15 protein-coding genes are annotated in these 21944 nt (G+C 62.2%); 5 read left to right on the top strand and 10 right to left on the bottom strand.

The features are described 5' to 3' along the window. Positions 1-261 precede the first annotated feature (261 nt). Positions 262-1128: an ABC transporter substrate-binding protein gene (locus HGI47_RS04585; protein ID WP_168851601.1), complete on the bottom strand. Its 867-nt coding sequence runs from the start codon at positions 1126-1128 to the stop codon at positions 262-264. Next, on the bottom strand, positions 1125-1568 hold the full coding sequence (gene pedF / locus HGI47_RS04580; protein ID WP_168851600.1) for a cytochrome c-550 PedF: 444 nt from the start codon (positions 1566-1568) through the stop codon (positions 1125-1127). Before pedF ends, HGI47_RS04585 begins: the two co-directional genes overlap by 4 nt. A 167-nt stretch (positions 1569-1735) precedes the next feature. Between pedF and HGI47_RS04575 the strand changes: the two genes are divergently transcribed. The 4 genes from HGI47_RS04575 to HGI47_RS04560 all read left to right on the top strand — a co-directional run bounded on the left by HGI47_RS04575 (position 1736) and on the right by HGI47_RS04560 (position 8680). Next, positions 1736-2704 carry a PQQ-dependent catabolism-associated beta-propeller protein gene (locus HGI47_RS04575; protein ID WP_168851599.1) on the top strand — a complete coding sequence of 323 codons (969 nt, stop codon included), beginning with the start codon at positions 1736-1738 and terminating at the stop codon, positions 2702-2704. A 129-nt stretch (positions 2705-2833) separates the two neighbouring features. Further along, positions 2834-4246 (top strand): porin, encoded by a 1413-nt coding sequence (locus HGI47_RS04570; protein ID WP_168851598.1) that lies wholly within the window; start codon positions 2834-2836, stop codon positions 4244-4246. 121 nt (positions 4247-4367) lie between these two features. Continuing rightward, positions 4368-6395: a TonB-dependent siderophore receptor gene (locus tag HGI47_RS04565; protein ID WP_168851597.1), complete on the top strand. Its 2028-nt coding sequence runs from the start codon at positions 4368-4370 to the stop codon at positions 6393-6395. A 23-nt stretch (positions 6396-6418) separates the two neighbouring features. Then, positions 6419-8680, top strand: coding sequence for a TonB-dependent receptor (locus HGI47_RS04560; protein WP_168851596.1), 2262 nt, complete (start codon positions 6419-6421; stop codon positions 8678-8680). Between the two features lie 4 nt (positions 8681-8684). On the opposite strand, the gene HGI47_RS04555 is transcribed toward HGI47_RS04560, so the two are convergent. Together HGI47_RS04555 and HGI47_RS04550 are read right to left on the bottom strand one after the other, a co-directional pair. Then, positions 8685-9635, bottom strand: a complete 951-nt coding sequence (locus tag HGI47_RS04555) for a quinoprotein relay system zinc metallohydrolase 1 (RefSeq protein ID WP_168851595.1) — start codon at positions 9633-9635, stop codon at positions 8685-8687. Beyond that, positions 9635-10408: a quinoprotein dehydrogenase-associated SoxYZ-like carrier gene (locus tag HGI47_RS04550; RefSeq protein WP_168851594.1), complete on the bottom strand. Its 774-nt coding sequence runs from the start codon at positions 10406-10408 to the stop codon at positions 9635-9637. Before HGI47_RS04550 ends, HGI47_RS04555 begins: the two co-directional genes overlap by 1 nt. 130 nt (positions 10409-10538) lie before the next feature. Here HGI47_RS04550 and HGI47_RS04545 point away from each other — a divergent pair, with 130 nt between their 5' ends. Next, positions 10539-11135, top strand: coding sequence for a rhodanese-like domain-containing protein (locus HGI47_RS04545; protein WP_240949980.1), 597 nt, complete (start codon positions 10539-10541; stop codon positions 11133-11135). Here HGI47_RS04545 and HGI47_RS23025 read toward each other — a convergent pair. From HGI47_RS23025 to HGI47_RS04515, 6 genes are all read right to left on the bottom strand, one after another. Further along, a complete protein-coding gene (locus HGI47_RS23025) occupies positions 11128-12792 on the bottom strand; it encodes a DUF11 domain-containing protein (protein WP_168851593.1) in 1665 nt (554 codons plus the stop codon). The genes HGI47_RS04545 and HGI47_RS23025 overlap by 8 nt on opposite strands. Positions 12793-12888: 96 nt before the next feature. After that, positions 12889-14052: a hypothetical protein gene (locus tag HGI47_RS04535; RefSeq protein WP_168851592.1), complete on the bottom strand. Its 1164-nt coding sequence runs from the start codon at positions 14050-14052 to the stop codon at positions 12889-12891. Next, the gene (locus HGI47_RS04530; RefSeq protein ID WP_240949979.1) at positions 14049-19124 is read right to left on the bottom strand and encodes an isopeptide-forming domain-containing fimbrial protein; all 5076 of its coding nucleotides are present in this window, start codon (positions 19122-19124) and stop codon (positions 14049-14051) included. Before HGI47_RS04530 ends, HGI47_RS04535 begins: the two co-directional genes overlap by 4 nt. Before the next feature lie 48 nt (positions 19125-19172). Further along, the gene (locus tag HGI47_RS04525) at positions 19173-20234 is read right to left on the bottom strand and encodes a hypothetical protein (RefSeq protein ID WP_168851591.1); all 1062 of its coding nucleotides are present in this window, start codon (positions 20232-20234) and stop codon (positions 19173-19175) included. A gap of 72 nt (positions 20235-20306) precedes the next feature. After that, on the bottom strand, positions 20307-20774 hold the full coding sequence (locus HGI47_RS04520) for a hypothetical protein (protein ID WP_168851590.1): 468 nt from the start codon (positions 20772-20774) through the stop codon (positions 20307-20309). A gap of 35 nt (positions 20775-20809) precedes the next feature. After that, positions 20810-21757 (bottom strand): hypothetical protein, encoded by a 948-nt coding sequence (locus HGI47_RS04515; protein WP_240949978.1) that lies wholly within the window; start codon positions 21755-21757, stop codon positions 20810-20812. Between the last annotated feature and the right edge of the window lie 187 nt (positions 21758-21944).

Raw genomic sequence — 21944 nt, 5'->3', positions numbered from 1 at the left:
CCCGATGGGTTGCGAATCCTGCCTGCACTGCCGGTCAGCCGCATTGCCCCAATCGTCGAAGCTGAGCCTATCCCTTGGGGGTAGAGGCACAATTGCACCTTGGGATAAGACTTGGGAAATGAGAGTGGGCCGTTTGGTTTGCAGCGCAGCAAAGGCGTGTGGGAATGCAGCGGTTCGGGGGATACCGGTCGCAGTCGGCATCCCCGTCCCCCTGTTCTCCACGCCTTCCACGCGGAGCCTGTGATGATCGCTTTTCTGCGCTCAGGCCTGCGCGGCCAGAGCGGGTTTCCAGGCGACGCCATGCTGCGCGAAAATCGCTGCAAGGCGGCCGTTTGCGATCATTTTTTCGATTGCTTCATCAAGCGCGAAGCCAAGATTGCGCGCGTTTTCCTTTACCGCGATACCGATATCCCAGCCCGGAGACATCATCATCGGAAGGGGGCCTTTTCGCACCTTGATTCCCGCATCGGGATGATCTTTCACCACGGCTTCGATCTGCGCGGTCGTGGCTACGGCAAAGTCTGCCGTACCATCGGTCAATGCTGCAGCAGCACCATAGCCGGTGGGCAGATGGATCAGATCCTTCGCCAGCGTGCCACCCGCATAGCCGAGCAGGTAGAAATCGGGGATGGACGCCAGTTCTGCGGCAACCTTGCGTCCCTTGAACGCTGCCGGTGCCGCCTCGCAATTGCCGACCTCGCGCGAACATGCTGCGCCAAACGTTTCGCGATAGTAGGGCGATAGAAACACGACGTTGTTCTCTTGCTGCATCAGCGTCCGGTCGAAGGGGACGTGCAGCATCACGTCGCAAGGCTGGAAGCCCAGCAGGCCGCCACGCCAGACCACGTTGCGCAGATCGTCAGAGATGTCCTCGTCGGCAAGGAACAACTGGATATCGGCGCGGACGCCAAGCGCTTCGGCAAGCGTGCGCGCGATATCGGCATCGATGCCCATCGCTTTCCCGCCTTCCGCCCATGACCACGGCCGGTTGTCCGCATAGAGTCCGACCCGAAGGACTCCGAGGTCTTTGACCTTCTCAAGCGGTGCAGCATTGGCCGTGGATGGCAAGGCGGCGAACAAGATGGCTGAGGCGAGAAATTCGCGGCGGCCCAATACCGGGCGGCTCATTCGTCAGTATGCTTGGTTTCGAGCCAGCTACGGATGGCCCAGCCAGCCTTCTGGCCGAGCACGTCACCGAACGGAGGCATATAGACTTTGCCGTCATGGCTTGATCCGTGCCGGAACCGTTCGAGGAACCATTCATCGCCGGAATCGCCCAGTTCCAAGTAGCGTAGATCGGGCGCGATGCCGCCGGACATGGCATCAAGTCCGTGGCAGCGGGCGCAGTTCTGGCCATAGGCGGACTGGCCGATCTCGATGGCTTTGGCGTTGCCGCGATAGGGGTTGGATGCAACCCAGGCATCGTTGCCGCCTTCGATATCGGGAAGGGCGGAGGTATCCACCGCCTGCGGAACGACATCGCCATGTGCGGAAAGCCGGGTGGCAACAGTGGCCGAAGCGATGACGGCAGCGGTCAGCAAGGCCGCGCGGCCAAGGGGGATTTTCATCGGTCAAACATCCTCTGCGACTGTGCGGCAGAATCATGCCTGCTCGCACCGTTGGCAAAAGTATTTTCACACCGCAGCGCATCGCCCAATTGGACAATGGTACAAGACCAAGGTGCCATTTCAGCACGGGGCTGGCGCGGCTAATGCTGCGTGGCATGGAGAGGACAATGAAAAACATCATCGCAGCCCTTTTGGTTTCAGCAGGATCGTGCATCCCGGCAATCGCCTGTGCCCAGACCGCATGGGTCAGTAACGAACGCAGCTCTACCATCAGCGTGATCGATATCGCTGCGGGCAAGGTCGTGGCCGAATGGCCGGTGGGCAAGCGCCCGCGCGGTGTTACGCTGACGCGCGATGGCAAGGCCCTGCTGGTCGCCGCTAGCGCGGATAATGCCGTCGAGATGCGCGATCCGATGACGGGTGCCTTGATCGCAACGCTGCCATCGGGCGCGGACCCTGAGCAGTTCTTTCCATCGTGGGATGGCAAACTGCTTTTTGCCGCGAACGAAGACAATGCTGCGGTTACAGCCATTGATCTGGAGGCGCGCAAAGTGGCTTGGCAGGTGGCCGTCGGAGACGAGCCGGAAGGCGTGGCGCAAAGTCCCGATGGTCGCTGGCTGCTCGTTACCAGCGAGGAGGACAATGCGGTGGCGTGGATCGATCTGGCCACACGCGCGGTCGTGGAAGAGATGGAGACGGACGCAAGGCCCCGCCATATCGAATTTACGGCCGACGGTGCAAAAGTCTGGATCGCGGCGGAAATGGCGGGCACCGTTCACGTCGTCGATGTCGGCAGCAAAGCGATAGAGCGGACGCTGACGTTCACGCCGCCCGACGTGCCTGCCTATAAGGTTATGCCTTGCGGTATCCGTTTTACGCCCGATGGCCGCACCGCAGTCGTCGCGCTGGGGCGGGCAGACAGCGTGGCGGTAGTCGATGTCGCAACTCTGGCTGTGCGCGGTTATGTGAAAGTGGGTGAGCGGCCTTGGCATCTGGCGATCACCAAGGATGGCAGCCGCGCCATCGTGGCCAACGGGGCGAGCGATTCGATTTCGGTTGTCGATCTGGCCACGCTTTCCGTTGTGGCGACGATTGCCGGTGGCGGCGGGCCGTGGGGTGTGGCGCTGGGGCAATAGCGCCCGGTTCCATCCCGCCCTCTTATCCCAAAGTCCAACGCCCAAAGTCCAATATCGCAGTTTCGCGCTGCGCAGCATTGTTCCCCGCAGTCGCAGGATAACCGACACGCCTTCACGGAGGGGAACACAATGAACATCAGGAGGGCGCTTTGCGCCTCGGTTGCAATGGGCGCGCTTGCCCTTGCAGCAACACCCGCCCACGCTGGCACGCTCGAACTGCTCAAGCGGTTGCACGAAAAGGGCATCCTCACTGATGAGGAATACAACGAGCTGATGGCCGAGGAGGCCGCGCCCAGCCCAGCTTCGGCATCAGGCGATGCTATGGCAAAGGCGCAAGCATCGGTCGATACCACCCGCATGGTGCGGATGACCGACAGCGGCATCGGCCTTGAAGTCGGCCCGGCCACGATCACCTTCTCAGGATCGGTCAACGGCTTCTATGTGCACGACAATCCCGATACGCCCAGCGCCCGCACGGCGGTGGTTGGCGGTATCGCCAATGTCGGCGCGAACAATTCCAGCGCGATCCGCAACGGTCTGCTGCCGGGCTTCCTCAAGGTTTCGGTCGCCACGAAGCAGGCAGGCTGGGACGTGGGGGCGACCTTCGGCATGTATCCCGGCATCAACTCCACCGCGTGGGGCGCGCTCGGTGCCAACAATGGTGGCCAGCCCACGGCGCTCGCCACGGCGGGCATCGATTTCCGCCAGACGTTCATGACGTTTGGCAAGCCCGATATCGGCACGTTCAAGATCGGTCGCGATATCGGCCTGTTTGCGTCGGAAGCGATCCTCAACGACATCACGCTGCTTTCGGCGGGCACGCCCGGCAGCAACGTGGCGCCGGGCAACACGTCACTCGGTCGCATCGGCGTGGGGTATATCTATACCGACTTCCAGCCGCAGATTACCTACACTTCGCCCAGTTTCGGTGGGCTTCAGGCGTCCGTAGGTGTATTTCAGCCACTGTCATCGCTTACCGGTCCTGCCGAGAGCAATTCGGCACCCGGCTTTCAGGGCAAGGTGACCTATGACGGCAAGTTTGGCGATGTGGCCACGCGCCTCTGGGTTTCAGGCGTCACGCAGAAGCATGATCTCGTCGCGGGTGGCAGCTTTACCGGCAGCGGCGTGGACGTGGGGGGCAAGCTCACCGTCGGTCCGCTGACGGCGACGGGGTACTACTACACCGGCAGCGGCCTTGGCACCACGGTCCTTGGCCTGTTCGATACCGGTGTGCCGCAAACCGGCACCAGTGTTGCCAAGCGCGACAGCGAAGGCTTCTATGCGCAAGCTATGGCAACCTTTGGCAAGTTCTCCATCGGTGGCAGCTACGGCGAAAGCCGGCTCGATTATGCCAGCGCTGCGGATCAGGTGGCAAACCCCAATTTGCTCAAGGTGAACTCCAGCTATGTGGGCCAGCTTCGCTATGGCCTGACCAGTTGGGTCACGCTGATCGGGGAATATGTCCATTCGCAAGCCAAGGCGCACTCAGGCAACAAGGCTGAAAGCGATGCCGTGGCGGTTGGCGGCATCCTGTTCTTCTAAACGGAAAAACCATCTTCTTTGGGAAGATGACTGATCCACTCTTGTCGGCAGCCCGCAAGCCTCTCAAAGGGCTGCCGACACATTTCGTTTCTCCACTTCGTCACCCAGAAAGTCGCAGCAGATGGATGACACTCGTTTTTGCCGTGCAAACGGCCAGTATATCGCCACTGCCCTCGCTCTAGCGCTTGCTAGTTCGCCTGCCTTTGCCGAGGCAGGGCCGAACGGCGAGATCGTGGTGAGCGGCAAGGGACTTGAGGTGACGCCGGGCACGCCGGCTTATTCCTCGGTAGAGATCGATCGCGATGCCATCGTTTCGTCCGCGTCGGGACGGATCGAGGACGTTCTCACCTCGGTTGCGGGCTTTCAGCAGTTTCGCCGGTCTGATAGCCGTTCATCGAACCCATCGGCACAGGGCGTCACCTTGCGCGCGCTTGGCGGGAACGCCACCAGCCGCGCACTGGTGCTGCTCGATGGCGTGCCGATGGTCGATCCGTTCTTTGGCTACGTTCCGCTTACCGCACTTGCGCTCGACGGCCTTGCCGCAATTCGCGTGACGCGCGGGGGTGGTTCCGGCCCGTTCGGTGCAGGCGCACTTTCAGGCACGATAGAGCTGGAAAGTGCAGGGCCTGAAATGCTCGGCCTCGTTTCTGCACAATTGCTTGGCAGCCAGCGGGGCGAGACGGAAGCCAGCGCTAGCATCGCTCCACGCCTTGGCGAAGGTTTCGTGGTCGTTTCGGCGCGTTGGGATCGGGGCAAGGGTTTCTGGACGACCCCCACTGCGCAGCGCGTGCCTGCAAGCGTGCGTGCGCGCTATGAATCATGGTCCACCGCCGTGCGGGCGGTCGCACCGCTTTCCGATACCGTAGAACTGCAAAGCCGCATCTCGGTTTACCGCGATGATCGCGTATTGCGTTTCCGTGGCGCTGATACATCGACCGAAGGTGAGGATGCCAGTCTGCGCCTTGTCGGGCGGGGCGCATGGCAGTTCGATGCGCTGGCCTATTTCCAGTCGCGCAACTTCTCGAACGTGGTGGTTTCAGCCACCAGCTTCCGCCCCACGCTGGACCAGTTCGATACGCCTGCCCAAGGCATCGGTGGCAAGTTCGAACTGCGCCCGCCTGTGGGCGAACAAAACGTTCTGCGTCTTGGCGTCGATTGGCGTCGGCTGAGCGGCACGATGAACGAAAACGCGCTTAACGCCACCACCGGTGCCGTGACTGCCCGACGCCGCGCCGGTGGGGTGAACACCGACGTTGGCTTCTATGCCGAAAACGATCTGACGGTTGGACCGGTGGTGCTGACCGGGGGGCTTCGCGCAGACCGGACGGTGATCGCTGATGGGTATTTCGAGGTGCGTAACGCCGCAGGCGCTGTGACCAGCCGTAGTGACTACGCCAAGCAGACTGATTGGACCGTCACGTGGCGCGGGGGGGCGTTGCTGCAAGCGAGCGAAGCCCTGGCGCTGCGCGCTGCTGCCTACTCCGGCCTTCGTCAGCCGACCCTGAACGAACTCTACCGCCCGTTCACGGTGTTTCCGGTAACGACACAAGCCAACGCTGCTTTGCGCAACGAACGTCAGAAGGGGTTTGAAGCGGGGGTTGATATCACTCTGGCCAAAGGTGTCCGTTTCGGCGTCACCGGCTTCGACAACCGGATCGAGAACGCCATCGCCAATGTTACCATTGGCACCAATCTGCGCCAGCGCCGCAACGTTTCCGAAATCCGTGCGCGCGGGATCGAGGCGAGCGCCCGCGCAGAAGTGGGCATCGTGCGCTTCGATGGCTCGCTTGCCTGGACCGATGCCGAAGTGCGCAATGGCGCTGCATCGGAGCTGACTGGCAAGCGGCCGGCGCAAACTCCGCGCATTGCTGCTTCGGGAACGCTGGCGCTTGTGCCAGCAGCAGGCTGGCAGATCGCTGCCACGCTGCGCCATGTCGGACTGCAATATGAAGACGATCTGCAGCGCGATAGTCTGCCTGCGGCGACCACGCTCGACCTTTTTGCCCAAGTGCCGCTGATCGCCGGAGCCAGCCTGGTCCTTCGCGGCGAAAACCTGTTCGATGAAGATATCGTGACCCGCAATTCCGGCGGCTCAATCGATCTGGGCAACCCGCGCACGCTGTGGGCCGGGGTCCGCTTTACCATGTAAGTTCCTCTGGGAGAGGTAGTACTATGAAGTCCGCGAAATTTGTGGCGCTGCTGCTGACCACGGCAGCGTCGATGACCGCGCATGCCCAAGAGGCACGCCAGATCGTCGTCAACGCGCCGGGTGGCGTGATCGATACGGACGAGGCCCGTGGCCTTGATCGCAAGGCCATTGATGCGTCCGGTCGCCCCGATCTGGGCCGTGCGCTTGAACGCGAAATACCGGGCCTGACGCTGGGCGAAGCGAACGGCAATCCGTGGCAGGCAACGATCGGCTGGCGCGGCTTTTCGGCCAGTGCGCTGCAAGGGGCCGAGCAAGGGCTTGCGGTCTATCTGGATGGGGTGCGCTTCAACCAGCCGTTCGGTGATGTCGTGCTGCTCGACCTTGTGCCCGATACGGTGGTGGTCAACGCGCAGGTGAACGATGCAAACCCCGTGCTTGGTCGCAACGCTTTGGCCGGAACGCTGCTGCTGCAAACCGGTGATGGCGTGAGCCTTGGCGGGATGACCGTGCAGGCCGATGGCGATACCGAAGGCATGGTCGGCGGTGCGGTCAGCTATGGCGAGGGCAGCGCCGAAAGCAATGTTCTCGTCGCGTTTGAAGCGCGCCGGGACGAAGGGTGGCGCGTTGCCAGTCCCTCGCGGCTCTATCGCGGCTTCGCCAAGGGCATTCGGAAAGGTGACGGCTGGGGCGTTGAACTTTCCGCGCTGGGTGCGTCGACGCATCTTACCGGCAACGGCGTGTCTCCGGTGGAACTGCTTGATGCCAAGTATGACGCGGTGTTCACGCGCCCGGACGAGACGCACACCCGCTTTCTGCGCCTTGTTGCTGCGCCCTATATCGAGACTGGCGATACCGGGCGCATCGAACTGCGCGCGCATTGGCAACACCTGAACCGCCGCAGCGCCAATGGCGATCTGGCCGATTTCGGCCCCTGCGATGCAGATTCTACCCTGTTGTGCGTCGGTGAGGAGGACGAAGGTTTTGAGGACCGGCTGCTGTCCGGAGGACAGTTCGTTGCCGCTGACCCCGACGCCGATGAGGCCACCGTGTTCAACCGTGGGCAGGAACGCACCCATGCTTTCGGCGCGACGCTGCAATGGCTGGGCGAGCAGCAGACCGATATCGGCCCGCGCCGCATCGCTGTTGGCGGTGCGTGGGAGCACGCCCGCACCCGGTTCCGCGCGACGACCGAACTGGGCGAACTGGAAGATGACCGTTCGGTCGAAGCTTTGGGGCTTTTGCTGGAATCCGAAGAAGGCGCGATCCAGCCGGTCGATGTGATCTCGAAAGTCGATGACCTTGCCGTGTTCGCCAGTGTCGAACTGCCGCTGGTGCGCAATCTGTCGGTTGAGGCGGGCGCGCGCTGGTCGCACAATCGCGTGAAGATGGATGATCAACTGGGCACGGCGCTGGACGGCGATCACAAGTTCAACCGGTTCAACCCCTCGGTCGAGTTCGACTACGTTCTGGGGGAGGGCATTCAGGCGGTTGCAGGGTTTTCGCTGACCAGCCGCAACCCTACGCCTGCCGAACTAAGCTGCGCAGATCCAGATGCGCCGTGCACGCTGGCCAACTTCTTCATCGCTGATCCGCCGCTCAAGCAGGTGAAGGCGCGCAACTGGCACACCGGGATTTCCGGCGCAGGAGCAGCGCTTTCCTGGCGGCTCAATGCCTGGCGGACCGATACCCACGATGACATCCGAATGATCGCGTCGGAAGTGCGGGGGCGCGCCTACTTCGCCAATCTCGGCCAGACACGGCGGCAGGGCATCGAAGCCTCGCTTGACTGGCAGCGTGCTGGCTGGCGTGCAACGGCGGTCTATGGCTTTACCGACGCCCGGTTCCGCACCGACTTCACCATGTCCAGCCCGTCCAACCCGACGGCTGACGACGAGGGCGAAGTGGACGTGGAGCGCGGCGACCAGTTGCCATCGGTGCCGCGCCATGCGGTAAACCTGCGGTTGGGCCGAGAGGCGCGAAACTGGTCGGCTGGCGTGACCATGCGCGCGCGGTCAGGGCAGTATCTTGCCGGTGACGATGGCAACGACAATGCACGCACGCCTGCTTATGCGGTGTTCGATATCGACGCTGCGTTAAACCTTGCACCGGGCATCCGTCTCGTCGCGCAAGTGCGCAACCTGTTCGACAAGCGTTACGCCACCTTCGGCACGTTCTCGGAAGTGGATGACATCGAATTGGCCGAAGCGCCGGGCGCGGAAGATCCGCGTGCCTATGCGCCGGGGGCGCCGCGCCGTTTGACGGTTTCGATCCGGGCGCAGTTCTGATCTGTTAGAGGCGGGGCAAAAGCTCCGCCTCCAACGCCGGGTAAAGGTGCGATACGCTGCGCTGCAATTCGTATCGCGCGGCTTTCATCCCGGCAAAGCGTGGTGGGATGGGGAGTTCGCCCGCCTCGCTCATATCCATACCCTGCACCACGGCTTGGCGCAATGCTGGCTCCAACCAATCGATCCAGTCGCGCGTCTGGGCTATTGCGCTGCCATCGCGGTCCAGTGGACCGTGACCGGGGACCAGCAGCCGGTGGGGCGTTGTGGCAAGGCGATCCAGCGCCAGCCGCCATTGTGCCAGATCGGCATGGGGGGTGCTCGAGGCGCGGTTGTTGAACACAAGGTCACCGGCCAGCAGCACGCCGCTTGCCTGATCCAATATCGCCAGATCGCCGCCAGAGTGGCCGCGTAGCGCGATCAGACGGATATGCCGTCCGCCGATTATCACATCGCCTTCGGTCAGATCGCCTTGCGGCAAGACCAGTGCGGTCCCTTTCATCCAGTCTGCCAGCAGGCGGTACATTGCATCGGTAAAGCCATTGCCGTCACGCTCAAGTTCGGCGCGCGTAGCGGGCAGCGCGTGGACGATCTGCGGAGAAAAGGCAGCCGCTCCCAGCGCATGATCGGGGTGCAGATGGCTCACGTAAACGCGCGCGACTGGTTTGCCGCACAAGTCCAGCGCCACGGCGCCCAGTGCCAGCCCGTGTTCCCGCGAAACACCGGGATCGAACAGTACAGGCCCATCCTCCGTCGCAAGGATGGCGCTATTGGCGATGGCACCGCCGTTGGCAAAGGCTATCGGCTCATCCACGCCCCGCACGATCCACACGCCTTCTGCAATCTGTTCGGCTTGGGGGCGATAGGTGCCCGCAAACTGCTCCGCCAGCGCCAGAGCGGGGGTAAGCAGGGCGGGGGTTAGCAATCCGGCCCGCAAGATTTGCCTGCGATCCATCATCACGGTTTGGCCTTGCCGGTAAATTCCAAGCCTGCTGTATCCCGCGCAACGAAAGTCAGCGCTCCGCCGTGATCATCGACCACCACCGTGAAGGCAGGGTCTTCCGCCACGGACCCGAAAACGTCCATCTCGCCCAGAACCTTGCCCGCCGTATCTCGCACAGTCAGGCGCTCGATATTGTAGGGTGGTACGTTTTCGACCAGCCCGGTGTCCATCGGGTGGCGAAAGGTCATGCGCAGGCGCACCTTGTCGTTTTCGATATCGGGCCACGCGGCCCCGCGCACTTCGCCGAGATGGTCTGCCCAATCGCCTTTGACCCGGCTGACGGGCGGGGCGGAGCAACCGCCGCCGGCTGCATCAACCCAAGTGCCGCCAACGTGCCACGCGCCATCCGACGTCTGGACCGCTGCGCGCACCGGCGTGCGCTGGTCCAGCTTGATCCGCGTGGCGAGAAACGGCGCGGCCCCGTGAAGGGTATAGTCGACAGCGATGGGTATGGGATTGAGATCGGCCAGCAGCACGATCCGTTTGGCATCCTTCAGTGCCCGCGCATCCACGGTTACCGGGAATACGCGCTGGTTCTCGGCAATCTCAGGAATGCGCACGTTCACGCGGACATCGAAGCTGACCGGTGCCTTGCCGAAGAGGCCCACAGCATGATGGTCCCACATCGGTGAACCGAGCGGGTCGGCGGGCACTTCGGCGTAGCTGGCAAGGGCGTGCAAGCCCCACCCAACGGCAACGGCCACGATCAGCCGGCGCAGCCTGTTCATTGTGATTTCACCATCTGGCGCATTCTCCCATCGGAGGATGTATCTGCTGCGCGGCCAATGTTATATTGAACCATCGACCAATCCGCTCGCAATCAGGGTTGGCGAAATGGGAAGGGCCGATTGAATGAAAATGCCTGGAATCAAAACCTTCCTCGCCTGCGCCGCACTTCTGCCGATGATGGTTGCGGCGGGTGCCAGCAGTCACGAAGAGGTTGCGCACAGTTCTGCGATGGAAGCAGTTGATTTCGATCCGGCAGGCTATCGCATAGCCCGGTATCGCGGGCCGATCGACCGCGCGCCAACCCCGGCGACACGCATTTCGCTTGAACGGGCGCTTCGCTTGAAGCCGGGCGAGAACGCGCTGTTCATTGATGTGCTTCCGGCAGAAGGCGGCGTTCGCGATCCGATCACAGGGCACTGGCAGCTTGCCGATAGCCACCTGACCATTCCGGGCGCACTCTGGCACCCGGAAACCGGGCGCGGACATCCTGAAGCAGCGCTCTGGCTGGGCTTGCGCACCACCGTGGCAGAGGCGCGGAAGCAATCGCCCGCGATTCCTGTCGTGCTGTTCTGCCGCACCGATTGCTGGATGGGCTGGAATGCCGCCCGCCGCCTGTCACGTGATGGTTTCGGCAACGTCCATTGGCTGGCGGAAGGGATCGAGGGGTGGCACGACGCCGGCAAGCCGCTGGTTCCTGCCGCGCCTGCCGTCGTTCCCGCTAATTGAGCAGCGCGTCAAAACTCATGGCAAAGCTCGCTCCGCTGGCAAGGCTTGCAGCATAGCCGGTCAGCGTGGAGCCGGTGAGCGAGATGCCGAAAGGATCGCTTTCGTCAGTGCCCGTGGCATTGTCATCTTCTACAGTTGTTGCCCCGGCGCAACTGGTGCCCGATTTCGCGGTGCCCGCAAGATAGGTCAGCGATGTTGGCATGGCATCGGTGGCGTAAACGTCACTCGCGGCCAGCGTGCCGGGATTGGTGATGAGTATGCAATATCGCAAGGTTGCGCCGGGCAGGGCTTTTGGGCCGGTGGCGTTGATGCCGTCGGACAGGATCGAGGACGTCTTGCTTACTAGCAGGCGCGGTATTCGCGTGTTGGTGTATGTGCACACGATGGCGGTTTCGCCCGCTCCGATGGTCAGTCCGTCAACCAGATTGGTGTCGGCAGCACCTGTGCAGGATATGGCCTTGTTATAGCGGCCTGCATTGGTCATCGGCATCGTTTCGTCCAGCAACACCGTCTCACCGATGACGACCGGCGTCGGGGTTGGGTCGGTGTCCAGTTCGCTCGCCGCCCCGGCGTCGGACGTCAGGGTTTCGATAACGGTGGAGCCACGTGACAGCGTAACGCTCGCATCATCGCCAACGGTGGCGTTGGCCCATTGCTTGCGCAACGTCACGCGAGAATCGTTGTCTATGATCGTATAAGTGCCGGTCGATTGCAGCGTGCCGCCGCAAGTGGTGGTGTGCCCGCGCGTGTAGCCCGTTCCTGTGGAGAGCGAATAGGTGATCGTCTCGTTGCTCTCGATTGCGGTGTCATCAGTGATGGTGATGCCCAGCGGAATGGCGGTATTGTAATACGTGCCAGCGGGAACTGTGACAGTGAACGTCGCGCCGCCGCCGGGGGTGGTATAGTCCGTTCCCCGCGTGGCTGTGCCGCCGGTGATCGTCATCGTCACGCTGATTGCGCTGGTGGCGCGTCCTGTGACCAACAGGGTGGCAATGCTTGATGATGGCACTGCCTCGGTGGCGCTGCTACTTGCGACCGAAAGTTGGATGAACGGGCGCAAGGTCAATTGGATCGCGTCGAGGAAGTTGCCGTATGATCCCGGATCGCTAGTGGTGAACTGCACGCGCTGAAGACCTGTCGTGCCCGAATACGTCGCGCTGCCGGTGTTCACGTTCCACACCTGATTGGCCGTAGTCGAGGCCTGCGTGGCCAGCGTCTGGATGACCGTGCCTGTGCTGCCTGCCACCTGAAACCGCACCGTCTGTGTGTTCGCACCACCGGCACGGGCGCGGTGGGCGAAAGTCCAACCTATCGGTTCTCCGGCGACAAGGCATATGTTCTGATAGAACGTGCCGTTCACATTGGCGTTCATTTCGGCAAACACGCTGCCGTCATAAGCTGGAACGCCGTTGAAGTTGCTGTCCCATAGCTCGATTTCGCCAGTGGAGGTATCCCATCCGGGTACCGATGCGATGGGCATGATCTCGAAATTGGGGGCACCTGCGCCCGCTGGATCGTTTGCTTCGAACGAAGGGTTTTCCAGTGAACGGAATTGGGCATAGGCCGGGCCTGATGCCATTGCCATGCCGCAAAGCGCCAGCACGGCCTTGCCCAATCGCTTCGGAAATCTGCGCAAGGGCCGTGTACCGATACTCACCCGTTTACTCCAACGCTGTTGCGTTTTGGTCGTTCTGCTGCCGTGTCAGGTGCTAACCAGTAACTGTTAAGAACGGGTTAGGTATAAACCCCTGGATCATTTCACCTGTGCACGAAACACGAACACCGCGCTCGAAAAAGGGGCAAGCTCGCCACCCGGCGTGATGCGCAGTTCAGCCACTTGCGCATCGTATCCCGCCGATGGGGTATAGCTGAACGCCGATCCCCCGCTTTGACGATAGGCGATGGCCCCTGCTGCCATCGTCAGTCCTCCGCTGGTAGAAAGCTTCACCGGAAGACTGGTCGTCCCGTCGAAGGCTTCGTTGCGAAACGTCACGTTTGCCGGAAGAACATCGTTCAGGATGATCGATCCCGCGTCCACGCTCGTTCCGCTGGGGTTGGTCACGGTCAGGGTATAGATCACATCGTTGCCGGGCAGTGCGAACGCTCCCAGTGTGCCGGTTACAGGCGTGGAACTTTTGGCAAAGGCCAGTTCCGGCAATTCGCAAAAGCTGATGTCGCTGATGCCCATTGCCTGTTGCCCGGTCGTGGATTCGCCCGGATAGTTGCCGTATCGCACGGTTACACTCGTCACGGGTTGTGCGAACTCGGCGGTGAAGCGCCCGGTCGATGTTCCGATATCCGATGTGCCAACCCCAGCCATCTGCGATGCTGCCGTAAGCGCAGGGGCAGCGGTTCGCGTGCCGAATGCGATGGACGAACCCGTAGCCGTGCTCGTGCCGCTGTTGTTGTTGCCCCACGGGGTCGTTATGGTTGGCGTATAAGTCGAAGCCCCATTCGCGCCCGTGATCGCAATCCAGTCGCGAAACTGATTTGCGCCATAGTCGATGTCATCCGCTGTCAATGCGAATGATACGATTGGGCTGGGAAATGTGAACGTCACGACGATCACCCGACTTGTTCCGGTGATCGATGTGGTGCGTCCGGTAAATGTGCCGCCGAAGGTCAGATGCTTGGTGGTTCCGCCAGACATCAGCGTTGTGATGCGCGGCATTGTTTCACCGCCCACCGTCGTGCTGGAAAGGTTGGCAGCGGTAAGCCCAACAGTAAAATTCACGCTGCCGCCAGCGGTGCGCGATGCCGTGTAGGTGTAGGTCGAACCATAGGCGAGTTGCGTTGTCGGGCGTGAGGAGAACGCAAACGCATATTCGTTCGCCCCGCTGCAAGTCGCGGCCACAGCGCTGGTCGGCACACACAAGACAAGCGCGGGCGCCAACGCCCGCCGAAGCAGGCCGATCATTGGCGGAGGCCGAGGAATGCCAGGCTGTCGCTGTCGAACTTCATGCGAAGGGCTACGAACAGGCCCTTGGTGGTCTGGCGCGCGGCGATGAAAGCCGGGTCGCGATAGCCGCTGATGTTGTACCCGATGGTGATCATGGTGTCCTTGACAGGGCTGACGCCGATTTGCGGACCAAAGGCGAAGCTCGTCGTATCGCTGGAAAGGTCGTGACGCACCGTGGCAACTGCACCGATTTCGACCGATTCACCGATGCCAAAGCGTGCATCCACCCCGCCGATCAACGACGTTCCAACCAGATCATAGCCTTCATAGGCATTAAACGTGTGTCGCACGGCCCCGAACAGCCCCAGTTCGCTTCGCTGCGCGTTTTCGCTGCGAGGCGACCAGTTGAGCGATGCGCTGGCCATCATCCGTGTGGATTTTGCATCGGTGCCGGTCAGCAGCGCCGTGCGCGATCCGCTTGCCGTGCCAGTGGCCCTAGCATTGCCTGCCTCGATTTCGTCGCTGCGCAGTTCCAGCTTGGAAAGCAGAGCGAAGGCGCTGTCTGCCGGGCGATGCGCCAGCGAAAGCGCGGCATCGAAGATGCGGCTGCGTTGTCCGTTTTCATCCACGGCGCGCGTCATGGTAAAGCCTGCGCCCGCCATGCTGCCTTCGCCAAGCTGGCGGATCGCACCAAGCACCACGCCCTTGCGGTCGGTCAACTGCCCGTTGCGCATTTCGCCGCGTCCGGTCACGCTCCAGCGATCCCGCCGCCATGTTGCGCCAAAGGTTACGGCGGTGAAGTCTTCGGCAATCGTTCCGGCATCGCCAAGGTTGCCGCCGCTCGACGCGGGCTGATCGACGTTGATCAGCTTGCTCGCATCGATTCCGGCCAACGTGGTCGAATGATCGATGGTCGCATCGATGGTGAGTGAAGGCGTGACCGGCAGCGATTGGGTAAGGCCGAAGGCGGCGAAGCTGCGTTTGCCATATTCGCTGAGCGACTGCTGGCCAAGGCTGCTGACAACGCGCGCGCCATTCCAAGGGCCGACCTCAAAGCCTGCCTGCACGGTGTCGGCGGACACGGCATCGCCGCTTGCACGTTCATATGTGCCGATCAGCTTGATCGAAGGCGTAAAGGCATAGGCCGCGCCCACGCGATAGCGCGAAGGCAGATCGATGCTTTCCGCCGTTCCCAGCGCCACGCTGGCCGCGCCATTGATTTCCAGACGGTTGTCGAAGAAGTGCTTTGTCGCTGCGGCTTCGATAGTCGTGGTGCGGGCGGTGCTGCCATCGGCCAGGCGGTCGTCGAACATCGCCATGCCGATCCGCGCTTCGGTATCGCGATTGCGCCAGACGCCGTTGATTTCGGCAGCCTTGCGCTGAGCAGCATCGGTCAGGCTGTCGTCGAACCACGCACTTGCGGTTACCGCAAAGGTTTCGTTCAGCCGGTAGCGACCATCCATGCCCACCTTGCGGCGGCCACGCTCGGCATTGTTGAGCTGGCCAAGGCCAAAGCCGCGCCCTGCCGAACGGATATAGGCGAGGGCATCGATCGCACCATCATGGTGCTCGATCTCTGCGATCCAGGCGTTGTCATAATCGCCGGCCAGACGGCTTATGCCAAGTTCCGCGCGCAGTTCGGTGCCGGTTCCCAACGCTGCCTTCACATCGACTGCCGCGAGATCCGCACGCGCGCCATTGTTCGCGCCTGTATCGGTGATGGCGGTAGCGCCGATGCGCAGTGCGCCGCCCAGCGTCGTCACGTCAGCCCGAAGGCCTGCGTTGATCTCGCCACCTGCGGCCTGCTCGATTTCGTAATCGACCACGATGAAGCGGGGATTGAGATTGTTGTCGCGGCTTAGAACCGGCGCGCGGAAGGTGATCGTGCCCGAAAGCAGATCAATGTCGTAGTCGGTAAAGCGCTGGAGCGTCTTGGTTTCGACGATCACTTCTGACCGGAAACGGTCGCGCACCTGCAGCGTCACGATTTCGCTATTGGCGATGATCCGGCGGCTCGACAGGCGATAGGGACCGGAAATGCCGCTGCCCTGAATTTCGTCGCGGCGATGGGTGTCACCAGTGCGCGCAGCAAAGCCTTGCACGTGGACCGCGCCGAACGCGCCTTCCGCTGCCGCGCCGGTCACCGTGCGCTGATAACGGGCCAGCACGGTCTGGTCGAACGCGGTGACGAAATCGCCGTAGATCGCGTAGAACGCACGCGCTTCAACGCGCACATAAAGCTTGTCGCGGCTTGCGGCGTCAAAGCGGCGGCTCGATCCATCGGCAAACACCGTGTAATAGGCATTCGGATCAATCGCGCCGAGCAGGCGCTGCTGGTCTTTCTGCTTTGCGCTGTCGTAGCTCGCGGTCAGCAGGAATTTGCCGAGCACGCGGCCCTTGGCATAGAACGCCACGCGCGCATTGTCGCCAAGATCGCTGTCGAAACGCCCATCGCGCTGCATCTGCTTGGCAACCGAAGACTTGCCGCCTGCCGCTTCGGCAAGGCCCACCAGCGTCCACTTCTGGTCGCCGGGCGCGATCCAGCTTTCCAGCGTCTGACGGCGGGTGATCGTCTCGTCCTTGAACAGGAACTCGGCGCGCAACGGGCCGCTGACCATCGTAGGGGCCAGTTCGACATAGGCGATGCCATCGTCACCCTTGATCACAAAGGTGGGCGCGGCGCGATCCAGCCCCGAAAGCGTGCGCGATTGCATCGCGTCGATAGCAAGCGCGCTTTCATAGGGCTGGTTCAGCGTGAATTCGCCGGTGATGCCGGCATGAACTGGGCGACCATTGCGGTCGGTCACGCGCAGCGCCAGCACCGGGCGGGTCGAACCGTCTGCGATCAGGCGCGATTTTTCGGCCACGAGCGTGACGCGCGCAGGCACCTGCACGAAGTGAACGTCGCGCTTCAGCCTGGCAACTTCTTGCCCATCGGCAGAACGCACCGCGGCGCTCAGAACCGTAGTGTCGCCATCAAGCGGAACGCCGCGCCATACGCTGACAGCAAAGCCCTGCGGCGAAACGCTTGCTCCGTCGAAGGCCACGGCATCTACCGGCTTGCCATTGGCCAGCAGTTCCACCGTCTCACCCTTGCGATGGCGGATGGCAACGCGGATCGCAGGCGAACGCGGGTTATGGTCGGCTGTGGGGAAAAGGAAATCGGTCGCGCCATCGCCCATCGCCAGCCAGTCTGCATCTGCACCGGCAGACTTGCGATCTTCCAGTTCCGCTTCCTGCACGGCTGCTGGCTTTTCATGTACGGCAGCCTTTGCAGCGGGTTCAGGGGCAGGGGCAGCCTGTTCGCGCAACACGGCGCTAAAATCGGCCACCGCAAGGGTGCCGCCCTGTCCGGTCACAAAGCGCGATGTGGCGCTGCCTGCGCTGCGCGTGGATGCAGCGCAATCGATCATGTGGCCGCCTTCGGGCAGGGTCTGTTCTGCCACCTGAACCACATGGGTTCCGGGCACCAGACCTTCGAAGTGATAGCGGCCATCGGCATCGGTGATCGCAAAGCTGCCGTCTTCCAGCATCACGCGCACGCCGGGAATGCCGCTGCGGCCCTCGCGCAGATTGCAGGCACCTGCCGATACGCGCCCGATCAGCGTCATCCGGCTCGCCAGAACCTCGTCCTCGATCTTCACGCGCGCCTGCGCCGTGCTGGTCTGGCCGCGTTCATCGGTAAGTTGCACAAGGTTGGTCGCTTCGCCTGCCGGAGCATCGGGCCGAGCGGTCATGGCGTAAGTGATCTTCACCGTCTGACCCGCATTGATGCGGCCCAGCGCAACCGTCATCTGGCGGCCATCTTCGGTAAAGCTGACAGTGGAACCGGCGCTTTGCCCATCGATGCGCACCGATTGCGGCACGAAACGCAGCCAGCGCGAAGGGGTGTCCTTCACGGTTACGTTAAACAGCGCGCGCTTAGCATTCGGGTTGCTGGCCAGCACGGTGAAAATCACCGGATCGCCGGGATTGATGATCTCGCGCGAGGCAGCCTTGCTCACGCCCAGCGGCTCACTGGGTGAATCTACCGGAATATCGACGCGCACCGGGTTCGGAGACGTCAGCGTAACCACGCCACCGAACGAGGCGTCGCTCAGTTCCACCAGATTGCCTTCGGGGCGGCGAATGGTGCGCAGCATTTCAATCGGCACGGTCGATGGCATCGTGAAGCCGCTTGGCGGCACCACGCGCAGGCGATAGCTGCCCAGCGCGGCCAGCGGGAAGCGGTATTCGCCTGCGGGCATCGGCCATACGGTCCCCGAAGCATCGGTCACGCTCTGGCCGGTCACAATCGTTGAAGGCCATGCGGTAATGCCATCGTCGGCAAAGACTTGCGCAGGCTGACCGGTCGCATTGTCGATCAGGGTGATCGTCACGCCGTCGATGGGCGCACCGTCGCTGCTGTCGAACACCAGGCCATAGGGATCGGCCAGAACCTGCACGCTGCTGACGGGCGTTGCGGCAAGCTGGAAGCGGCCGTCAGCGATCTCCACCGTGATGGAATCGCCACTATGCACGCTCAACTGGCAATTGCGCTGCGTGGGGGCTGGCGGAATGGCCGTGGTGGCAATTGCAGCAAGAAACTGGCCGGTATTCACGCCGGTTTCCGCAATCGTCATCAGCTCTTCGTCGCCCGACGAAGTGGTCGCCTTGATCTGCAACTGATCGATGGCATCGGCAGACCGGTTCGCGCTCGGGGCGGAAATCCGCACGTAGAGAAGTTCACCGATGCGGAAGCTGTCCGATGGCAGCAGCGAACCATTGAGCGTGATCGACGTGCGCGAGCCGGAGATAGTCATGCTGCGCTGGCCGCACGAAGGCAGAGCCAGCGCAATCGTGCCCGATCCATCGGGAAGATACCGCAGGGTCTGCATCGTGGCGACCGCAGTTTCGACTGGAAAGGAAACGGTGTTCGAAGTGGCTCTCACCGTCTGGCCCTGATCGGTCCAGTTCGCAGACGCGGTGTTGGTGATCATCTCCTGCGCAAACACGGCGCAAGGGACGTTCAGCAGCATCGCAGCCAGCAACCCGGTAAGCCAGAACCAGATAACCCGAATGTTGATGAAGAGGCCTTTGGAAAGTGTCATCGCAAGGGAAGCGCCGGTCCCGCGTTGCGGGCGGGACCGGCTTTCTCGTCAGTTGATCGTCGCGCGGAACAGGACGGTCTTGGTCGATCCGCCCGGAAGGCTTGCAATCGTGCCGGTAACCGTGCCCGAAGCCTGGGAACCGGCAGTCGCCCCGTCAGCCTGGCAGACGCCGCTGGCAACCGTGCCGTCGACCTTCACGCCGAACGTCGGTTCATAGGTGACCGTTGACGGCAGGGGGTCGTTCACGGCAATCGACGATGCCGTCGTTGCGCCGGGGCCGTTGGTTACGGCGATGCAGTATTCGATCACTGCGCCGGGGATCATCTTCGGATTGGTGGTGTTGTTCACCGGGTCCGAAACGATGCGGCTCGTCTTGGCGACGGTTAGCGCAGCCGTTGCAACGGTATAGTCATCGCGCGCCGAATGGGCGGCATCGCGTGCTGCATCGTCAGTGCCTGCGGTGGTATCGGCAAACACCGTATCCATGCCAGCGGTGTTGCCGCCGGTGGTCTGGGTCAGAGCAGCACCTTGCGTCGCTGCGGTGCCGGCTTCACGACCCGTCGCACGCAGGGCAACCCCTGCTACCGATCCGTTGGTAAGGCCCAGCGGAACATCGCTCACCACAAAGACCCGGCGGGTTGCATCGGCAGCAACTTCGTCAAGGAACGTGACGAGCGTGTCCGAGGCGGATTCATACGAACCGCTGTTGTTGGTATCAACGTAGATGCGCACGTTGTTTGCGGTGAAGGTGTCGGTGCCGCCATGCGCAGTGGTGCCGCCTGTCTGCTGCAAGGCTTCGAGAGCGAAGTCGAGCGGCGCGTTCGAATTGTTGGTCACGGTGAACGTCGTTACCTGTGAAACCGAACCCGGCGTCACTACGGTGGTGGCGCTGCCGACTTCGGCAACTGTCAGGTTGATCTTGCGGTCGACCGTCAGCGTATCGCTGGCGGTTTCGGCATTCTGGGAAATGCCGCCCACCTGATAGTTGATCGTTGCAGTGTTGGTGATGGTGTTGCCCGCAGTGGTCCCTGCGGCGTGTGCAGTGGTTGCGCCGAACGCAAACAGCGCAAGCGCACTGGTTGCGGCCAGCATCTTGCTGGTGCATTTCATGATAACGATCCCCGGTCTAAGTTACCTGCTTTGAAATCCGCCAGCAGGTTGGGCGGTTTTTCGTGAGCTTATTCAGCGAACGATAGCGTGATACTCGACAGTGCCGCTCCCCCCCGGAGCGATCGCCGGCACGGTCCAGCGGATATGGGTGATGTCTTCTGCACGGGCGGCGCGGGCTGCTCCGGCTGCATCCTTCACGGTCAGGCTGGCCAGCAGGCCATAGGCCTTACCGCCATCGACCGACACCTGAAGCGCGCTTGCGCTGTCATCGGCCACGCGCACCGCTTGCGGCACGGGATTGGTCACAACGAAGTTGTCAACCGACTGGCTGCCCTTGTTGGCATAGCGCGTGGAGAACAGCAGCTTGTCACCAGGGACGACCACTTTGGGATCTTCCAGCACGGTCTTCTTGGCACCGCTTGCCTCGACAGTCTTTTCCAACTTCACGTCGCCTTCAAGGACAACGCTGGGCGTCTGTTGTGCCATCGCGGGCGAGGTTGCCAGTGCGAAAGCCAATAGCGTGGAGATAATCCTGATCATGGTCTTGTCCCGATTTGTGCGCTGTCGCGCTTTGATCAGTTGATGGTGGTCTTGAACGTTACGGAACGGCTCGTTCCGCCCGCCAGCGCGCCGATGGTCACGTCGATGCCAGAGGACGACGCGATTGCGGCGTCGCCATCAGTGGCATCGGTTTGCGAAGCCCCTTCGAGCGTCACCGAGTTGGCGACATAGGTCGTTCCCGTCGGGATCGCGTCGATGACGTGAAGGTCGTTAACCATGCCGCTTCCGCTTGCCGTGGCGGCAATGGTGAAGGTCACCACTGCGCCCGGAACCGGCTTGGCCCCGCCGAACGGATCGACCACGACATAGGACTTCACCAGCGCTACGCTGGCCGAACTGGCGATCAGCGAACCCAGCGCATTGGCATTGGCTGTCGTCGCGCCGACCACGGCATCGCCGCCGCCTTGACCCTGTCCGGCAAAGCTGGTGCCGGGCGTACCCGCGCCAGTCAGCGCCTGCGCCGTCACGCGCACTTGGCTCGCTGCGCCGTCCGCTGTGCCAGAAGGCTGCGCCACCACCACGAACACGCGGGTGCTGGCATCCGCCGCAAGGGCAGGGGTGGAGCCGCCGTTGGCGATCACGGTATCGACGCCCGGCTCGTAAGTGCCGTTGTCGTTGCTGTCGATTGCGATGGTCTGGACGGTCGCGTCAAAGCCATTGCCGCTGACCGTGGGCGATACGTTGATCGAGAATGCTTCCGATCCGTTGCCGGTGTTGTCGATCCGATACGTCAGCACGGCTGTGCTGGCCAGCGGAACCGCTGCTGCGTTGAGCGAGGTGACCGCAACATCCAGCAGTTCGTCGACACGGATCGAAACGGTGTTCGAATTGACCGTGGTCGTCGAACTACCGCTGCCATAGCTGGCCGAAGCCGTGTTCTGGATCAGCGTGCCGGCAGTAACCCCGGCAGCCTGGGCTTGCGATGCTCCCAGCGCAGCAGAGGCTGCGACTGAGGCGATCATGAACTTTGTGCAATGGTTTGTCATGCAGATTGCAGTAAATCTGCGTGGTTACCAAAGGCTAAAACGCTTAGGAAAACTCCCTATATCCAAAGGGAGGAAGCGCTTAACCAAAGTTGTCAAAATGTTGCTGGGCGTGACAAAAAGTTCATATCCGACAAACGTTTGCATGAACATTTGGCAACCGTTT

The sequence above is a fragment of the Novosphingobium sp. ERN07 genome (assembly GCF_012641335.1).
Classification (GTDB): domain Bacteria; phylum Pseudomonadota; class Alphaproteobacteria; order Sphingomonadales; family Sphingomonadaceae; genus Novosphingobium.
Note: the sequence above shows the minus strand (reverse complement) of the source record. Positions and strands in the feature narration are given on the sequence as shown.

What these genes read in the sequence shown, in the direction of transcription:
- HGI47_RS04575 (WP_168851599.1), top strand. Translation starts at nt 1,736, where the DNA reads ATGAAAAACATCATCGCAGCCCTTTTGGTTTCAGCAGGATCGTGCATC.
- HGI47_RS04550 (WP_168851594.1), bottom strand. Translation starts at nt 10,408, where the DNA reads ATGAACAGGCTGCGCCGGCTGATCGTGGCCGTTGCCGTTGGGTGGGGC.
- HGI47_RS04520 (WP_168851590.1), bottom strand. Translation starts at nt 20,774, where the DNA reads ATGATCAGGATTATCTCCACGCTATTGGCTTTCGCACTGGCAACCTCG.
- HGI47_RS04525 (WP_168851591.1), bottom strand. Translation starts at nt 20,234, where the DNA reads ATGAAATGCACCAGCAAGATGCTGGCCGCAACCAGTGCGCTTGCGCTG.
- pedF (WP_168851600.1), bottom strand. Translation starts at nt 1,568, where the DNA reads ATGAAAATCCCCCTTGGCCGCGCGGCCTTGCTGACCGCTGCCGTCATC.
- HGI47_RS04545 (WP_240949980.1), top strand. Translation starts at nt 10,539, where the DNA reads ATGCCTGGAATCAAAACCTTCCTCGCCTGCGCCGCACTTCTGCCGATG.
- HGI47_RS04585 (WP_168851601.1), bottom strand. Translation starts at nt 1,128, where the DNA reads ATGAGCCGCCCGGTATTGGGCCGCCGCGAATTTCTCGCCTCAGCCATC.
- HGI47_RS04555 (WP_168851595.1), bottom strand. Translation starts at nt 9,635, where the DNA reads ATGATGGATCGCAGGCAAATCTTGCGGGCCGGATTGCTAACCCCCGCC.
- HGI47_RS04515 (WP_240949978.1), bottom strand. Translation starts at nt 21,757, where the DNA reads ATGATCGCCTCAGTCGCAGCCTCTGCTGCGCTGGGAGCATCGCAAGCC.
- HGI47_RS04530 (WP_240949979.1), bottom strand. Translation starts at nt 19,124, where the DNA reads ATGACACTTTCCAAAGGCCTCTTCATCAACATTCGGGTTATCTGGTTC.
- HGI47_RS04560 (WP_168851596.1), top strand. Translation starts at nt 6,419, where the DNA reads ATGAAGTCCGCGAAATTTGTGGCGCTGCTGCTGACCACGGCAGCGTCG.
- HGI47_RS04565 (WP_168851597.1), top strand. Translation starts at nt 4,368, where the DNA reads ATGGATGACACTCGTTTTTGCCGTGCAAACGGCCAGTATATCGCCACT.
- HGI47_RS04535 (WP_168851592.1), bottom strand. Translation starts at nt 14,052, where the DNA reads ATGATCGGCCTGCTTCGGCGGGCGTTGGCGCCCGCGCTTGTCTTGTGT.
- HGI47_RS04570 (WP_168851598.1), top strand. Translation starts at nt 2,834, where the DNA reads ATGAACATCAGGAGGGCGCTTTGCGCCTCGGTTGCAATGGGCGCGCTT.